This is a genomic window from Paenibacillus sp. MAHUQ-63, from assembly GCF_028765165.1.
In the GTDB taxonomy this organism is placed as follows: Bacteria; Bacillota; Bacilli; order Paenibacillales; family NBRC-103111; genus Paenibacillus_E.
This window is the reverse complement of record NZ_JARADB010000002.1, coordinates 1,477,147-1,493,561: the sequence shown is the minus strand read 5'-3', so window position 1 is coordinate 1,493,561 and position 16,415 is coordinate 1,477,147. Positions and strand designations below refer to the sequence as shown.

Here is a 16,415-nt window from a genome sequence, read left to right as displayed (position 1 = left end):
ATTTTGTGGGATTAGTTCGATTATACCATAATATGGAACCCCTATCGTGTAATGCGACTGCGATTCTTTATACAAACTAGTATTTAGATAAAAATTAATTTATACTCAATAGCAGATCTGAGGTTTCAACTCTAACCAGTGAGGTAAACGATGAACAATAGGACGAAGATCCTGATTGCCAAACCCGCTAAAGAAATATTCGAAGCTATCGTCGATCCCACGCAAATAGGAAATTTCTGGTTTTCTTCCAGCTCCGAGCGTTGGTCAGTCGGCAAGACAATCAAGCTGCGTTATGAGGAGTACAATGCGGAAGGCGAGATTACGGTCAAAGAAATCGTCAATGACAAGAGAATTGCCTTCGAATGGGATTACGGAACGATCCACCTCGTTACCTTTACATTTACCGAAGTGGACGAATTCAAAACGATCGTAGAAGTTGTCGAGGACGGTTTTGCGGATGACAAGGAAGCGATCCCCATGCTTGTAGGCAACAAGGAAGGCTGGGTTTATATGTTGACTTGTCTCAAAGGCTATTTGGAACACGGAATCACTTCCTTACGAGCAGCATTGGTACATGAGTAGCCGTATAACGGAATGTCCGAGACGATCATGTAAAGTAAGCACGCGGGAACGAAATTGCTCCCCGCGTGTTTTTTTTCTCGCTATTCGGTTCACCTTACACTCTCTCAAATTAAGCTTATGTAAATTTATCCATATCCTATTGTCCCGCTCAAATCCGCTTCTATATAATGAGTATGTCATCGTTTCCGATAGATGAATTTTGGGAGAGTAGGTGTTGACGTGAAGGTAAGAAAGCTCGTATCCGCAAGTGCTGTTGCCGGTCTGCTGTTAGCCTCCGTACCACTCGCTGTGGCTTCAGCCGCAACGACGGAAGGAAATGGACAAACTCCACCGGCAGATGGAAATCACCGGCAAGCAGCGAAGCCTCATAAGCAAGCCAAGCACGTTCAGAATCACACTGTCGGAGAGCTTACGTTTATTGGCGAACAACGGCTTGCGAACGATCTGAAGTTCGAAGAGACGACGGTCGGCGGACTTTCCGGCATTGATTACAATCCTGCAACACATCAATGGATTCTGATCAGTGATGACCGCTCGGACAATGCTCCTGCCCGTTTCTACAACGCGAAGCTGAAGTATGATACCAAGAGCTTCTACAAGGTCGAGTTGACTGGTATGACGACGTTCAAACAGGAGGACGGCACGACGTATCCGAACAAGACAGCTTACGCTGCGAATAAGCAAGGCGTCGTCCCCGATCTGGAATCGGTCCGTTTCGATCCGAAAGGCCATACGATCTGGTACACAAGCGAAGGTGACCGCAGCCTTGCTATGAATCCTTTCATCCGCCAGGCAACGTTAAAAGGCAAATACGTATCCTCGCTGCAGATTCCATCTGCTTTCACGATGTCTCCCAGCGGCGATAACACGGTACAGACCGGTTTCCGCAACAATCTTGCCTTGGAAGGAAGCAGCTTCTCCCCTGACGGAAACTACTATTTCACTTCGATGGAAGGCTCGCTCTATCAAGACGGCGATATTTCGACCGTTGATGCCGGATCGTTCTCCCGCATAACGAAATACAACCGAAGCGGCGACATCATCGCTCAGTACGCGTATCCGATAGACGCTATTCCGGCCAAACCAGGTCCAGGCAAAAGCGCAGATAACGGCGTTTCGGACATGCTGGCGATTAATGACCATCAGTTTCTCATCCTGGAGCGCTCCGGCGTGCAGGCTGCCGACGGCAATTATTCCAATTATATTCGCATCTATCTTGCGGATGCTTCTCAAGCAACAAATGTGAACAATGATGGTACTTTACCAACCGGCCAATTTACACCTATGAGCAAGAAGCTGGTGTTGGATCTTAATACGTTAGGCTTACCGAAGCTAGATAACGTAGAAGGTATAGCTTGGGGACCGAAGCTTCAGAATGGGCATGACAGTCTTGTCCTCGTCTCGGACAACAACTTCAACGCGTCGCAGGTGACGCAGCTGCTTGCCTTCGACGTTACGCCAGAGACGAAATAAAGCGCATTCTAAAAAAAGCAAAAGACAGCCGTGGCTGTCTTTTTGTTATTCGAATATTCGGTTGATCGAATTATACGGCGGGGGCATCTGCCGCACGCTTAGTCTCTGTTCTGCCGAGGGCGAAACCAAATAAAGAAGCCAGAATTTGCTGGAATAGCATACCGGATATGACCGGAAGAACGACAGGCGGCGGAAAGAACGTGATGGCCAGTACTGCACCGGCGCTCAAATTACGCATTCCGGAGTTGAATGTCAAGGCGACGGTGTCACCGTGATTCCATTTCAACAGCCATGTCGCAGCCCAACCGAGCGCATAGCCGAACGATACGGCCACGAATGAGGCTGCGACTAGCGCAATTAAACTGCTTCCCGCACTTTTGATGTAGGGTGCGACAACAGAAGCGTTAATCGCTACGACAACAAACAGCCCCAGCTTGGAAAACGGCGAAAGCTTCGGCCCCCAAACTGTCTTCACCCGCCCTTTGGTAGCTTGATTGAGCGTCATTCCCAGAATGGAAGGAATGACAACCATCCATAGGAGTCCTTTCATCATGCCCCAGGTATCCAGGCTTACTTGCGCTCCGACGAAGAGCGATACGGTATACGGCACGACGAACGGTGATATGATCGTATCGAGCAAAATCAATGCTAATGTCAGCGCCACGTTCCCTTTATAAATGGTAACCCATACGAGGCTGACGACACCGGTCGGGATGGCAAACAACAAAATGAAGCCCGTTTCGGTTAGTAAATCGCCTGGAAATACAAGCTTCGCCGTGAGCCACCCGACCAGCGGCATGATCAAATGCAGAATGATCAAATTGATAATAATCGGCTGAGGATGCTGGGCGATTTTCTTAAGATCGGCGAAGTTCGCGCCGAGACTTCCGGCGAACGTCATGCCTGCGAAAATCCAAGTGACCAGAAACCGCAAATCATGCAGCCACACGGAAAACACTAATCCGGTTACGACAGCGGCAGGCGTTAAGACCGGCATCAGTTTTTCTAACGATTTGTTCAAGCGGGTCAGCATCACAGGATCCCCCAATCGATCGGTAAAGCGCATTTTTTTGCACACGTTAACATTATCTATGCAATTATTATTATACAACGGATGATGCCGATTTGTAACCGTTTACCGTCGTGTTTTTTTCACTGCAATTTCCCCATTGCTTTTACTTTACTACGGTATAACAAAAAAAGCTGCATACAGCAGCCTTAGTTTGTTCCCGTACCCCTATGACTTGTACAGCCTGTCATCCCTTCACTGCGCCTGCCGTCATCCCCGCAACGATACGCTTATTGAAGAACAAGAACAAAACGAGCGGCGGAAGCGAGATTAAGACCACATCGGCGAACAGCAAGTTCCACTGCGTCATATACATGCTCATAAAATTGTAAAGCGTCAGCTGGACTGTGGCGTTCTCGGCGCCAGGGAGAAAATACAACGGATTAACGAAATCGTTGAAAATACTAACCGACTGAATAATGATGATCGTGGAGGAAACCGGTTTAAGCAGCGGGAAAATAATCTGCGTAAAAAGCTTAAAGCCGCCGCACCCGTCGATAAAGGCGCTCTCGTCGATGTCTCGCGGGATGGTTGCCGTAAACGCCTTATACAATATAGCGCAGAAAGGAAAATGAAGCGCAATTTCCACCAATGTCAGCCCTGGCAGCGTTTTGAACAACCCTACCGAATTCAACACCCAGATTGTCGGGACGACGGCTGGCGGAATCATAAGACCAGCGAGTACCAGGAAATTAAGCCCGGCGGCTCCGCGGGTATTCTCCCGGCGCTGCAGCACGAAGCCTGCCAGCGAGCTAACGAATACCAGACCTGCCAGCGACAATACCGTAAGCAAGGTACTGTTGTAGAAAGCTCTGATTAGCATCGAATCTGAGGCGAGAAGCACAGCGGAATAATTATCGATCATGTGAAACGTATCCGGCCAGGACATCGTCATATCGGCCGCTTTGCTGCTGGATTTGAAGGAATTAACGATAACGAAATAGAATGGTATCCAGAAAATAACGGTCGAAAGGCCGAGCAGCAGCAAAGTCACCAGCGATTTGCCAACGAACGTTCGGCTATTGGCTTTACGTTCAATCGAAGCGACAGCGGATTTGCGGGCGACACTGTTCATAGCTCCACCTCCCGTCGGTTTAAGAACATATACAGCGGGAAGGCGATCACGGATATGCCGATAAATAAAATAACGTTGCCTGCCGTTGCCAGTCCATAGAAGCCCGCTTGATACTGCTTGTAGATAATCGAGGCGATCAAATCCGTAGAGAAGCCCGGACCACCGCGTGTGGTCGCCCATATCAAATCGAATGTGCGCAAGCCGCCGATAAATGCCAATATAATAATCGAGTTCATTGCCGGTCTGCTGAGCGGAAGCGTAATATGCCAGAAGCTCCGGAACGCATTGCCCCCGTCAATCTTCAGAGCTTCATAATATTGCTGCGGGATCGACATAATGCCAGCGATATAAATGACGGTTGCGATCCCTACGCCCTTCCATACGTCAATGAAGGCGACCGAGAACAGTGCAAGCTTCGTATTCCCAAGCCAGTCCGGACCTTCGATACCAAGCATGGCGAGTCCTGTGTTAATGACGCCTTGCGTGGGATGCATCATCGTACTGAAGGCAATCCCTACGGCGATTGTACTGAGCAGCGTAGGGAAAAATACCATGGAACGGAAGTAATCCTTGAACCAAATTCTCGAGGTTAACAAGGTTGCCAGCAAGAGTGCAAGTATCACTTTCAGTCCGCATGTAACGACGGCAAAGATCAGGGTGTTCTTAAAGCCGATTCGGAGCGAGGTTTCGTCGAAAAACATCTTGTAGTTTTCGAAGCCGATGTACGTCCATTTGGTCAAGGTCCAACGCGTCATGCTGAAGAACAGCGACATGACGGTCGGCAGCAAATAAAATGTGAAATAAATAATGCCTGCCGGCAGTAACAGCAGCAGCGAATACATCTTCTTCTGCGATAAAGTCATCTACGTCCTCCTTGAAGCCCGGTCCCGCCGCAGCTTGGCAGGACCGGAAGAATGGCGAATCGGCTTGTTACCAACCAGGCAGATTCAATTGCTGCGCTTGCTTCTTCACATCCTTGTCATAATCGGCGGCCCCATCCGCTGCCGATTTCTGACCGGTTCCAACCTCGATCAGAAGGCTCTCCAGATTCGGTCCTTTCACCGGGGAGACGAACTCCAAGGCAGGCGCCGTTTTGCCGGAGTCAAAGTAGCTCTGCATTTCTTTAATTGCATCGTAAGCATCGTCAGGAACGTTGATGCCTTTGACCACATAAGGGCCATTCGCTTTGCTTTTGCTCATATAAGCCTTCATGCCTTCCTCCGAGATGAGGAAGTCCAGGAATTTCTTGGCGGCATCCACATTTTTGCTCTTTTTGTTCACGTAGAGCCCGTTCGGCATCCACACCGTTAAGCCGTTAATAGAGGCATTGTCGCTAGGGACCGGGAACACCCCGATATCTTTAATTTTATCCGGGTAATTCAGCGCCACCGTGTCTACCGCGCTGGATAGCATCGGATACTGTACGCCAGTCCCGTCAGCCAGCATTTTGAGCGCAGTGTCATAGGTGGTGGCCAAGAAATCTTTATTCATATAGCCTTTCGCGAAGGTTTCCGCCGTCATTTCGAAGCCGCGTAATGCAGCCGGCGTGGTCGCATATTTGGCTTTGTTGGCCGTATAATCTTGAACGAAGTTCGGCGCTTGAGCCTGAACATTATAATGGTTGCCCAGAACGTACAGCTGAGAAGTCCATGTTGTTTTGTAAGAGCCGATGATCGCTGTCTTTCCTGAGGCCTTGATCTTATCGCTGTTCGCGATAAATTCCGCCCAAGTCTTCGGAACCGTGAGTCCCAGCTCCTTATAGACCCGCTTGTTATATAAAATGCCCCCGACATTGGAGGAACCGCCGGGTACGCCGTACACTTTGCCATTCGCGCTAACCACTTGTTTGAAGGAAACCAAGAGCTTATCCATGAAAGGCTCCTTCGTCAAATCCACGAAGTTCTCTTCCGGATTCAACGCTTGGAATAAGGAACCGGAGTTGTAGAATAAAATATCGGACATCTCGCCGGTCGCAAGCCTCGTTTTTACGAGATTATCCCCTTCCGTCCCGTCCGGTTTGATATCGAACTTAATCTTGATATTCAGCTTCTTCTCGGCTTCGGCGGCTACGGCCTGCAGCGCCGGATAAGCCGTCCCCGTTGTTCCTGTAAGCAAGGTAACCGTTTTGAGCTCGGGGGCTTTGTTCTCCGTTTGTGACGGCTGACTGCCGTTGGTGGTCGGAGCGGCTCCCCCCGTCGATTGACCTTGGGAGCAACCCGCTAAAACGACTGACACTAATGCGGCACAAGAGATTAATACATGAAACCTGTTTCGAATCATTCATCTTTCCTCCCTTTTAGATCTGGATCCATATTCGGCGGGTTGTGATGATGACGCTTTCACCGAACTGTCTTCTTATTGTAAGAAATCCTGCCGAATTGGAATACATACGAATTCAACCGATTCAGGGGGGAGATTTTTCCTATTTTGAATCTGCCTCATTTTTATTTTTGTACAGCATCCTCTTCGCATACATCATTGGGGATTCTCCGACCTGCTTCTTGAACAACGCGCTGAAATGTTTCGGATCCTCATAACCCACCAGCCGGCTAACCTCATGCAGACGGTCAATCCCTCTGTTTAGCAGCTCCTGCGCTTTGCGAATCCGGTATTCCGTCACATATTCGGAGAAGGTTAGCCCGGTCTGCGCCTTGAACATGCGGGACAAGTACCCTAAGCTAACATGATGGTCCGAAGCGAACTGCTGCAGCGAGATCGAATTCTGATACTGATGATGAATAAGCTTCAGCAGCACGGCAATCAGCTCCTTCGGATTCGTCTCCCTCGAGCCTTCCCCTCCGTACAGGTTGACGATCTTGTCATGCAGGCAAGCGAGCAGTTCATCATAGCTGCTCATATGCACCAGCATGCTTGGTTCCTCATACAGATCGTGAACGCCGACGTTCCCGCTGCGGGGACCGAACTTATTGAATTTCAGAGAGAAGAGCATATCCCCTACGAATAAAGAGAGCTGCCGTTGGGTGACTTCCTGATGCCGCATCTCCTGCAGCATAGCCAGCAGTGCGGCCTTCCCCTTGGCGAGTTCCCCCTTCTTGTAATGAGTCTCGAGCACTCTGACACGATCCCAAGCCCAGGTGAGATCTGCGTCTGCTTTCTTCTCCTTCGCCAAGATCAGGCTTCCCGATCCGAACAGGCGCTCTTCCTTCAGACGTTGGCGGAGGGCGTTGAACGTTGCGAATAACGTTTGATTCGCCGGCTTTTTGGCAAGACCGATATGGACATGCCGCCCCACGGATTGTAATTGATCGCTCAAGTCCGCGATGTGCTTATTGACGAATTCCTCCCACTCCCGGTTATCGGGGATCAGAAGTACGCGCTGCTGGCCGTTCAGCTCCAAACCGTGAATGTGAGCGGCAGTAGGACCCGTGAATAGCTTAACGAGCCGTCCGATATCCAGCTGCGTTTCCTTCCAATGCATGCAGGCCGTTCCTTCATCCAGATGCAGCAGCAGCATATGGAAAGCTTCCGAATAGAACTGCCGCAGCGTCGGATGCTTATCATGATCGGGTGTCAGAAGCATCTGGACCAGGGAGCCGTTCAGCCATTCCGCTGTACGCTTATGTTCTTGAATCAGCTGTTCCAGCTGCAGGTCGACAGCTTTGTAGAGCAATTCCTTTTTGACCGGCTTTACCAGGAAATCTGCGACACCGAATTTCATCCCTTGTCGTGCATACTCGAACTGGTCATGAACACTCACAATTATTTTCTTGATCGACGCATCTTTCCGATTCAGTCTCTCAGCGAGTCCCAGTCCATCTAGCCCGGGCATGTTGATATCGGTCACGACCAGATGCGGATGAACTGTTTCCGCTGCTGCTAGAGCGTCTTCCCCATTATCGAATGCATACACCTTATGCTGCGGCTCGTAGATCCGGAATAGCTCAACCAGCTCAGCCAAAGCCCAATATTCGTCCTCCACTACAAAAATATTCATGATATGCCAACAGCCTCCTCTTGTTTGACAAGTCGTAAAGGCATTATGATTCGTACACTCGTGCCGCCCTCTGGCGGGCAGCTTATGGTCAAGCCCGACTCTCCGCCGTAGAACAGGTGAAGCCGCTGATGGATATTAAGCAGGCCGATTCCATCCGCAGCGTCTTGCAAGCCCTGAAGCGCACTGGTTGAATGAAAAGCAGCTTGAAGCTCTTGCCGTTTATGCGGCTCAATCCCTGCTCCATTGTCCGAGACGCTTATGAAGAGTGTGCCGTCGCTTGCCGTCGCCTCAACACGTATACAACCGCCCGCTTTCATCCGCCGTATGCCGTGGTCCACAGCATTCTCGATGAGCGGTTGAATCGTCAGCTTAAGCACCTGCGCGCCCAGGAGGTACTCCGGGATCTCGACATCCAGCCGCATCCGGCTGCCGAACCGGTGCTGCTGAATGTTAAAGTAATGCCGAATATGTTCCAATTCCCGCTCCAGCGTGACGGGGTGATGCAAGTTTTTCATACTATATTGAAATAAGCTGGCCAGCGACTCGGAGATTTCCGCAACCTCTTCGATGCCCCGAAGCCGGCTGATTGATTTCATAATGTTTAACGTATTATAGAGGAAATGTGGATTGATTTGAGCATGCAGCGCAGAAAGCTGCGCATTCTTCTCGGCCAACTTGGATTCATAGACCTCATGAATAAGCCGCGATATACTGTCCAGCATCAAGTTGTACATCCGGCTTAATTTCCCAAGCTCGTTCTTCCCCTTATAATCCATTCGCTCATTGAAGTTTCCAAGCTCTACGCTGGACATCTTGACCATGATCTTCCGCAGCGGCACCGTAATTTGATGGGACAAAATATAGGAAACAAAAGCAATTAATGACATCGTCAATACGCCAACCGTCAAAACAATCTCTTGTATACGTTTCTGCTTGAGTAAAACGACATCTTTAGGAATGAGAACTACCGTTCTCCAGCTTGTGTAATCGGATGATTCATAGGAGTAGAAATATCTTTTATTCTTCCACTGCAGCTCTCCCTCCGAGTGCCCGGGCTGCAGCAAATTCACATCAAACGTTTGGAGGGCGGAATCGTTCAACCTGTTTTTATTTTCATAAATGATGACGCCCTGATCGTCTACCAGCAGCATACTCATGCTATTCTTCAGTTCGTTCGCAGGATCGTTAGCCGTTTCCAGCGCCTTGAAGGCATTAACGTTAATATTGATGTTGACGAAGCCGATCGTCTGCTGGGTCGGAATCCGGTTAATGCGCCGAATGAAAGAAACTACGCGACTTGCAGGTGCTTCCGCCCCTTCTTTGCTTAAGGAAGGACGAAGAATGAATTTTTTGGATTCAAGTGCTTGGTTGAATTTCAAAAGTTCAGAAGCGGTATAGGGTACAGCGGGCTTCTCTTCCACAAGCTTTGTATAGTCGTACATGTAAGCGTCTGGGGTGTGAATGGATATTCCTTGAACGTAGGGTTTGGGATAGGAGAAATCGAACAGAAATGGACTAAGTTTATACCCGATAATCTCCTTCTCCAGTGAATTCGAAGCTCTTCTATAATCGAGCAGACCGTTCTGCACCGCTGGGGATATGGAGACGGCCAAGGAGAGTTCTTCGATATTTTGCATATACAAATCGACCATTTCGGAAAATTGTCTGGAAATGACGGAGGACAACGAGGAGGTTTGATCTTGAATATCGTTGGCGTACTTGACATAGAACATACCGCAGGTTATTGCGACAATGAATAAGGATACGATTGAGAAAGAGAGAAACATCTTCGTCTTCAGCATCGGCTCGCCTACTTCCTTGAGACGCGGTATTCTTGATTGACGTTAGGTATTCTCCATTTTCTTATTATACTCCTACTACTTCATCTTAATGGACGAGGGAGCGCCTTTCATTGTCATTTGCGCCATCTTTGATGGGGATTCAGCCATGCTTGGTTAAGTAAAACGGGAGGTTAAGTGAGCGGTATTAGCAAAATCAATCAAACGAAATCCATCGGCAGAACGGCTAATGACAGTAATTGAGCACTCTGAAACCAAATGGCTTTGTTCATTTATAAAATTCGGGTGCTTTTGATTCAGCTCCTCAGGAGAAAATTCATTAACCAAAAAGTCGGTAATCAATCCGCCATGGGTAACAATAATCAGCTGTTCTTCAGGATATCTGGCTGTCCATTCGGTTAGGCATGAGGATAAGCGCTCGCCGGCCCCTCTTGCAGAGTCTCCAACGGGAGGCGAAAAGTCTCTTTCATTCGTGCAACGATCCCACATTTCAACGAACTCCTCAAAGGTCTGTTCTGGCAAATCCCCCCAATTCGCTCGTTCTCGTAAGCGTGCATCTGTTGAAATCCATCTATTGGCCCCTCTTCCAATGATATCAGCCGTTTGTCTGGCTCTGTTCAGGGGACTGCTGAATATTCGAGAGATGGGCAAATCCCGGAAATGGCTTGCTGTCGCATAGGCTTGCCTCAGACCCTCACTAGAGATGGAGACATCGCCGATAGCTTTTTCTTTCAGAGCATGTCTAACAAGGTAAAAGACCGTGGTCATACCATCCACTCGCTTTCCAATGATTTGACGAACATCTAATTAGCCATCCATCTAATCAGATGATACACGACTTTCCTTTTCTTGCAAAGATACGAACAAAAAAAGGAACCGCTTAATTGCAGTTCCTGAACTATTGTGCTCCATTCGCACAGCGGTTCATATTTAGCGAAACACGCTGCTATTATTGGTTAACAGACGATTTCTCCGTTTCATCCAATGTACGAATTTTATTCGCACTTCTAAGGATCGTAGTGCCGTCAGCTAATTTAATGGAATTCTGATTATATTCGATCACGGTTGAGATCGGTCTAATTCTTACATTGCCTTGATACACCACGACATACTCTTTACTCTTAATTACAGCCTCAAAATCTTTATCCGATATTAATACTTGTCCATCTGGAAAACTCACAGTAACTCAACCTCCTAATTTATCTATAGAGTATAAAAATATAACCTATTTGCCTCATTAAATCAAATGAAAGTTATTACGAATCATTCAATCCTTTTCCACTGAGGATGTGCTGCACATACTTCTCAACCCGTGAGGCTCGAGTTTTGGCTTGCTTAGGCTGGGAGAAATGCAGCAGATAGGCTCTTTGCCGTCCCGGCGTCAAAGCTTCAAATGCCTCCTTCAAAGCAGGGTTTTCATCGAGTTTGTTTTGAAACTCTTCCGCCATTGTGAATTCTGTACTCTTCTTGAAATTGACCTCCAAGCCGGATTTCTCAATTTCAATGGCCTCATGAATATAGTCTTTCAAAATGGGCTCCATCGCGATTATTTCTTGAACATCTGTGAACCGAATCTGTCGTGCGGCCTGTACATTCTCCGTTTGTTGAATCAGCATGCCGCGGGCGTCCTGCAGCAAGGCTCCTTTGTGAAACAATAGCGCGCAATATTCTTTGAATCCATGAATCAGAACGATATTCTTATCTTGGTACGTGTAGCAGGGATGCATCCACTTATATTCTTCGGTCAGCTCGCAGTCAAGAACGATACTTCTTAGCTTCACATATTCTTCCTTCCACTTCGTAGCCTTGTTTAGAAATTCATCGACCTTCGGATTCAAACTGCTTTGGGTCACCAAGCAACACCCCTGTTCAATTAATCGTCATGGTTAGGTTTCGTTCTACAATTTCCTCAATAGTCATTTTAACCAAGTTCCCTAGTCTTGTCTAACACCGGATGCAAATATTGATGCAAATGTATTCAAGCCTTCATGCATATACATCTAAGATAAGACAGTCGACGGGAGGTGGTAGATGTCATGTCGATCAGGAAAGCACTATTCTCAATTTCGATTGGTTTACTTTTAACGATTTTCATCTTAGGTCTTATGCCTTTCTTAGTTGTTTTTAGCTGGACAGAGACTCTCGAAGCTTCCGAATTCTACACATCGCCGATTTTCTTCTTGAGATATATTTACAAGAGGAAGCCTTCGAGGGCGCACATGCAAAATCAAGAAGAGGAACACTGAATGCCGCTCTCCTCTTCAAGCATACTCATTTAACGAAGGCTGCCAGCGTACATGCTGGCAGCCTGTTGAGCATTCGTATAGTATAGTAGATTGATTTCAGCTCAAATACTTGCCTGTGATCGACCGTTCCGCATGGATAATCTGCGCCGGTGTGCCTTCGAACACGACCTGGCCGCCTTTGCTGCCGCCGTCAGGTCCCATATCGATAATCCAATCCGCCTGGCTGATCACCTCGATATTGTGTTCGATCACGATCACCGAATTGCCGGCATCCACGAGGCGGTTCATCATCTCCAGAAGATGACCGATATCTGACATATGCAGGCCAGTCGTCGGCTCGTCCATCACATAGATACTGCCATTCTTATGCAGCTCGCTGGCGAGCTTGATGCGCTGGCATTCTCCGCCCGAGAGCGTGCTGAGCGGCTGGCCGAGCGTAATATAGTTCAGCCCTACATCGCTCATCGCCTGAAGCTTGCGCACAACTTCTTTCAGCTGGAAGAAATCCAAGGCCTGCTCCACGGTCATCTCCAGCACCTCAGCAATGGACTTGCCGTTCAATTTGTACGCGAGAACTTCCTCTTTGAATCGTCTGCCTCCGCATACTTCGCAAGGCAGCTTCACGCTGTCGAGGAATGCAAGGTCCGTATAGACGACTCCCAGTCCTTGGCAGTTCTCGCAAGCCCCCTTGGAATTAAAGCTGAACAAGCCTTGATTCACCTTGTTCGCGGATGCAAACGCCTTGCGGACATCATCCATAATGCCCGTATACGTCGCGGGATTCGAGCGTGTTGACACGCCTACCGCCGATTGGTCGATGACGATCGCATCCGGATGCTGGCTGAGGAATACTTCATGAATCAGCGTACTCTTCCCCGAACCGGCGACACCGGTAACCACGGTCAGCACGCCGGTTGGAAGATCAACGTTCACGTTCTTCAGGTTGTGCAGATTGGCATTCGTGACGGACAGCTTGCCGGATGGCTGTCTGCACGCTTGCTTCAGCTGGAGCGGCCGCTTCATGTGGGTGCCTGTCAGTGTTCCTGCCTCCAGCAGCCCCTGGAAGCCTCCTTCATAGACGATGGTACCGCCGCGTCTGCCGGCGTAAGGTCCGACGTCCACGATATGATCCGCCACCTTGATCACATCCGGATCATGCTCGACGACAATCACGGTATTGCCTTTGTCGCGCAGCTTCTGCAGCAGTCCGTTTAACCGGTGTACATCACGGGGATGCAAGCCGACGCTGGGCTCATCGAAGATATAGGTGACATCCACCAGACTGCCGCTCAGGTGCTTCACCATCTTGACGCGCTGCGACTCCCCGCCGGATAAAGTATCCGTCTCGCGGTCCAGCGTCAAGTAATCCAATCCGATATCCACCAGATGCTGTAGCCGCTCCGTAAGTGACTGGACGACGGGCGCCGCGATCGGGTCGTTAATCTCCCGGATGACACGGATGAGCTGACCGACTTCCATCGAGGACAACTCCGCAATGTTGTGTCCGTTAATTCTGCAGCTGAGTGCAGCCTGACTGATTCTCGCGCCGCGACAGCTGGTGCAGGGGCCCTCGGAGATATACGGAGCGACAGCGCGTTGTGTGCGCTCGGACATCGTCTTCACATCCCGCTTGATGTACTTGTTCGTGAACTTCTCGATGACGCCCTCCACCGTGATGTTCATCGCCTTCCCGGCGAACTGCACTTCCACCTTCCTCGCTTTGCCATGCAGCAGCTGCTCCAGCTCCTCATCCGTATACTGGCTTAGCTGCTTATCGGGATCGAAGGAGCCTGACTGCACTAGCATGGTCCAGTCCCAGCTGTTCACCGTATAATCCGGAAGCATGATCGCCCCTTCATTCAACGACTTGGACTTGTCCAGCACCTTGCTCATATCGACGCCAAGCCTGCGGCCGATCCCGTTGCACTCCGGACACATGCCTTGCGGATCGTTAAAGGAGAACATGTGCGCTTGTCCCACATAGGGGTGGCCCACACGGGAGAAGAGGAGACGGAGTATGGGAGAAATATCGGTGATCGTGCCCATCGTCGAATGGGAGCCCCCGCCAAGCCGCTTCTGATCAACAATCACTGCCATGCTCAGGTTCTCGATCGCATCCGTATCCGGCTGCGGATAGCGCGGCAGGAAATTGCGCACGAACAAGCTGAAATTCTCATTCAGCAATCGCGTAGATTCTGCGGCGATCGTATCGAAGACGATCGATGACTTGCCGGATCCGGATACTCCGGTGAAGATCGTGATCTTCCGCTTCGGAATGCGTAGAGATACGTTCTTGAGATTGTTTTCTCTCGCACCCGAGATGACGATATACTCCCGATTAGCTTCGCTCATGATTAACATCCTTCCATGTTCGTTTTGACTTCTATCCATATTGTACCACGAACTTGATTCCATCAAATAAATCACCGCGAATCACGCGGCAGTTATTTCGGCATAATCTCTTATTTACAAGGCATTCACAGGTCCAGATCGGACATGGCACTGGCATGTTCGCATGCTTTTCCAATTTTTGAATACATTTAAGTATTCGATAAACAGGAGGACACAAGTCATGTCACAACACGGGCAATCGTTCATGAGAGGTACGCTGGTCTTGTCCATCGCCGCTTTCATTAACCGTATTCTCGGGTTTATCAGCGGTATGTATATCGCTCGCGTACTGGGCGCGGAGGGAATCGGCATCTTAATGATGGCGCATCCCCTCGTTCCGCTCGTCATTACGATTACGGAGCTTGGATTGCCGGTGGCTATTTCCAAGTTGGTCGCAGAGGCTCAAGCTCGCGGCGAACGCTTGAAAGTGAGACGCATTCTGCATGTCTCGCTCGCTGTCACCAGCGTCTTGAGCATAACGCTCACGACCATCACGTTAGTTGGATCCGAATGGATCGCCTCCATTCTGCTTAGCGACCAGCGCGCTTATTACGCTATGTTGGCGATTACGCCGATAGCGCCAATCGTCGCTATATCCGCCGTTTTGAAGGGATACTTCCGCGGTATGCAGCAGATGAAGACTATCGCCGCTTCCGATGTGCTGGAGCATACGGTACAAATCGCGTGTGTACTGGCGTTGGTACACCTGTTGCTGCCTTACGGCGTCGCTTATGCAGCCGCAGGAGCAATGGCGGCCTCTGTCGTGAGCGAAGCGTTCAGCCTTCTCTTCCTGTCGATAAGCTACAAGCTGTACGCCGAATCGAGGATGCCGGGTGAGACATGGGCAAGCCATCTCAGGCAAGGAAGAAGCACGCTCGGCGAGCTGCTGCAGATCGGACTGCCGACGACCGGTCACGGCGTGGTTCATTCGTTATACAGCACCTTCCAGCCGCTGCTGATTACAACCAGCCTGGGGCTGGCCGGCATCGGTACGGCATTAGCCACGAAGCAATTCGGCATGCTGGCCGGCTTTGCGTTCCCGCTGCTGTTCATGCCCAGCTTTATTACGCAATCCTTGTCCACCGCGCTCATCCCTGCAATTGGCGAGGCAGCGGCGAACAAGGACAGCCTGCTCATTCATGAGCGCATGAACCAAGCGATGATGTTGGGACTTCTGATCGGCGCGCCGGCGACGGTAATCCTGTACGAGTGGGCAACTCCGCTAACAACGCTTGTCTACCACGCGCCGGAAGCGGGATTGCTGCTGAAAATACTGGCACCGATGTTTTTCATGCATTATTTCGACGCTCCGCTGCATGCGATCCTGCTCGGTCTCGGCCGCGCGAAAGCTACCTTATGGAATTACATCGTAGCCACCGCATTCAAGGCTGTCGCAATCTTCGTGTTTGGCAGCCAGTACGGGATTATTGGCATTGCGTACGGCATCGGTATCGGGATTGTGATGCAAACGCTGCTGAACTTCTATTCCATCTCCAACTCGATCGGATTCTACTGGAGCGTCCGTCCTTATGTCAAAGTTACGATCTGCATGCTCTTAATGGCGATATGCGGACACTGGACCTATGAGTATACGGTCAGCCAGGGGATGTCCCAAGTATGGAGCGTAACCATTTCCATTCTATTATCTTTACTGCTCTATTTCGTCGCTCTCGTCCTGACAGGGACGTTGAATGGGAAAAGTACGCGCCACAGATTTTCAATTCCCTGGTAAGTCACCGCTGTTCGTATGAAAAGAAAAGGCAGTCAGGACGAGAATTTTGTCCTGTACTGCCGATTATGTATTCTCCCTGCGCTACACGGATGG

13 protein-coding genes are annotated in these 16,415 nt (G+C 49.6%); 3 read left to right on the top strand and 10 right to left on the bottom strand.

All coding sequences use genetic code 11. The features are described 5' to 3' along the window. The first annotated feature begins 150 nt into the window (after positions 1-150). On the top strand, positions 151-582 hold the full coding sequence (locus PUT07_RS15060) for an SRPBCC family protein (protein ID WP_274468976.1): 432 nt from the start codon (positions 151-153) through the stop codon (positions 580-582). A gap of 219 nt (positions 583-801) precedes the next feature. Further along, the gene (locus tag PUT07_RS15055) at positions 802-2,055 is read left to right on the top strand and encodes an esterase-like activity of phytase family protein (RefSeq protein ID WP_274468974.1); all 1,254 of its coding nucleotides are present in this window, start codon (positions 802-804) and stop codon (positions 2,053-2,055) included. Between the two features lie 70 nt (positions 2,056-2,125). Here PUT07_RS15055 and PUT07_RS15050 read toward each other — a convergent pair whose 3' ends face one another. From PUT07_RS15050 to PUT07_RS15005, 10 genes are all read right to left on the bottom strand, one after another. Further along, positions 2,126-3,088, bottom strand: coding sequence for a bile acid:sodium symporter family protein (locus PUT07_RS15050; RefSeq protein ID WP_274468973.1), 963 nt, complete (start codon positions 3,086-3,088; stop codon positions 2,126-2,128). A gap of 223 nt (positions 3,089-3,311) precedes the next feature. After that, positions 3,312-4,199: a carbohydrate ABC transporter permease gene (locus PUT07_RS15045; RefSeq protein ID WP_274468972.1), complete on the bottom strand. Its 888-nt coding sequence runs from the start codon at positions 4,197-4,199 to the stop codon at positions 3,312-3,314. Continuing rightward, positions 4,196-5,062 (bottom strand): carbohydrate ABC transporter permease, encoded by an 867-nt coding sequence (locus PUT07_RS15040; RefSeq protein WP_274468971.1) that lies wholly within the window; start codon positions 5,060-5,062, stop codon positions 4,196-4,198. Before PUT07_RS15040 ends, PUT07_RS15045 begins: the two co-directional genes overlap by 4 nt. A gap of 67 nt (positions 5,063-5,129) precedes the next feature. Continuing rightward, positions 5,130-6,479 carry an ABC transporter substrate-binding protein gene (locus tag PUT07_RS15035; RefSeq protein WP_274468969.1) on the bottom strand — a complete coding sequence of 450 codons (1,350 nt, stop codon included), beginning with the start codon at positions 6,477-6,479 and terminating at the stop codon, positions 5,130-5,132. A gap of 142 nt (positions 6,480-6,621) precedes the next feature. Beyond that, entirely contained in the window at positions 6,622-8,154 is a 1,533-nt protein-coding gene (locus PUT07_RS15030) for a response regulator transcription factor (RefSeq protein WP_274468968.1), read from the bottom strand. After that, positions 8,151-9,956, bottom strand: coding sequence for a cache domain-containing sensor histidine kinase (locus tag PUT07_RS15025; protein ID WP_274468967.1), 1,806 nt, complete (start codon positions 9,954-9,956; stop codon positions 8,151-8,153). The genes PUT07_RS15030 and PUT07_RS15025 overlap by 4 nt, the downstream gene beginning before the upstream one ends. 153 nt (positions 9,957-10,109) lie before the next feature. After that, positions 10,110-10,721, bottom strand: a complete 612-nt coding sequence (locus PUT07_RS15020) for a histidine phosphatase family protein (RefSeq protein ID WP_274468966.1) — start codon at positions 10,719-10,721, stop codon at positions 10,110-10,112. A 181-nt stretch (positions 10,722-10,902) separates the two neighbouring features. After that, the gene (locus PUT07_RS15015; RefSeq protein WP_274468965.1) at positions 10,903-11,133 is read right to left on the bottom strand and encodes a hypothetical protein; all 231 of its coding nucleotides are present in this window, start codon (positions 11,131-11,133) and stop codon (positions 10,903-10,905) included. Between the two features lie 76 nt (positions 11,134-11,209). Beyond that, on the bottom strand, positions 11,210-11,806 hold the full coding sequence (locus tag PUT07_RS15010; RefSeq protein ID WP_274468964.1) for a YdeI/OmpD-associated family protein: 597 nt from the start codon (positions 11,804-11,806) through the stop codon (positions 11,210-11,212). A gap of 489 nt (positions 11,807-12,295) precedes the next feature. Next, entirely contained in the window at positions 12,296-14,551 is a 2,256-nt protein-coding gene (locus PUT07_RS15005) for an excinuclease ABC subunit UvrA (RefSeq protein WP_274468962.1), read from the bottom strand. A 220-nt stretch (positions 14,552-14,771) separates the two neighbouring features. On the opposite strand from PUT07_RS15005, the gene spoVB reads away from it, so the two are divergent. Then, on the top strand, positions 14,772-16,322 hold the full coding sequence (spoVB, locus tag PUT07_RS15000; RefSeq protein WP_274468961.1) for a stage V sporulation protein B: 1,551 nt from the start codon (positions 14,772-14,774) through the stop codon (positions 16,320-16,322). Positions 16,323-16,415: the final 93 nt, after the last annotated feature.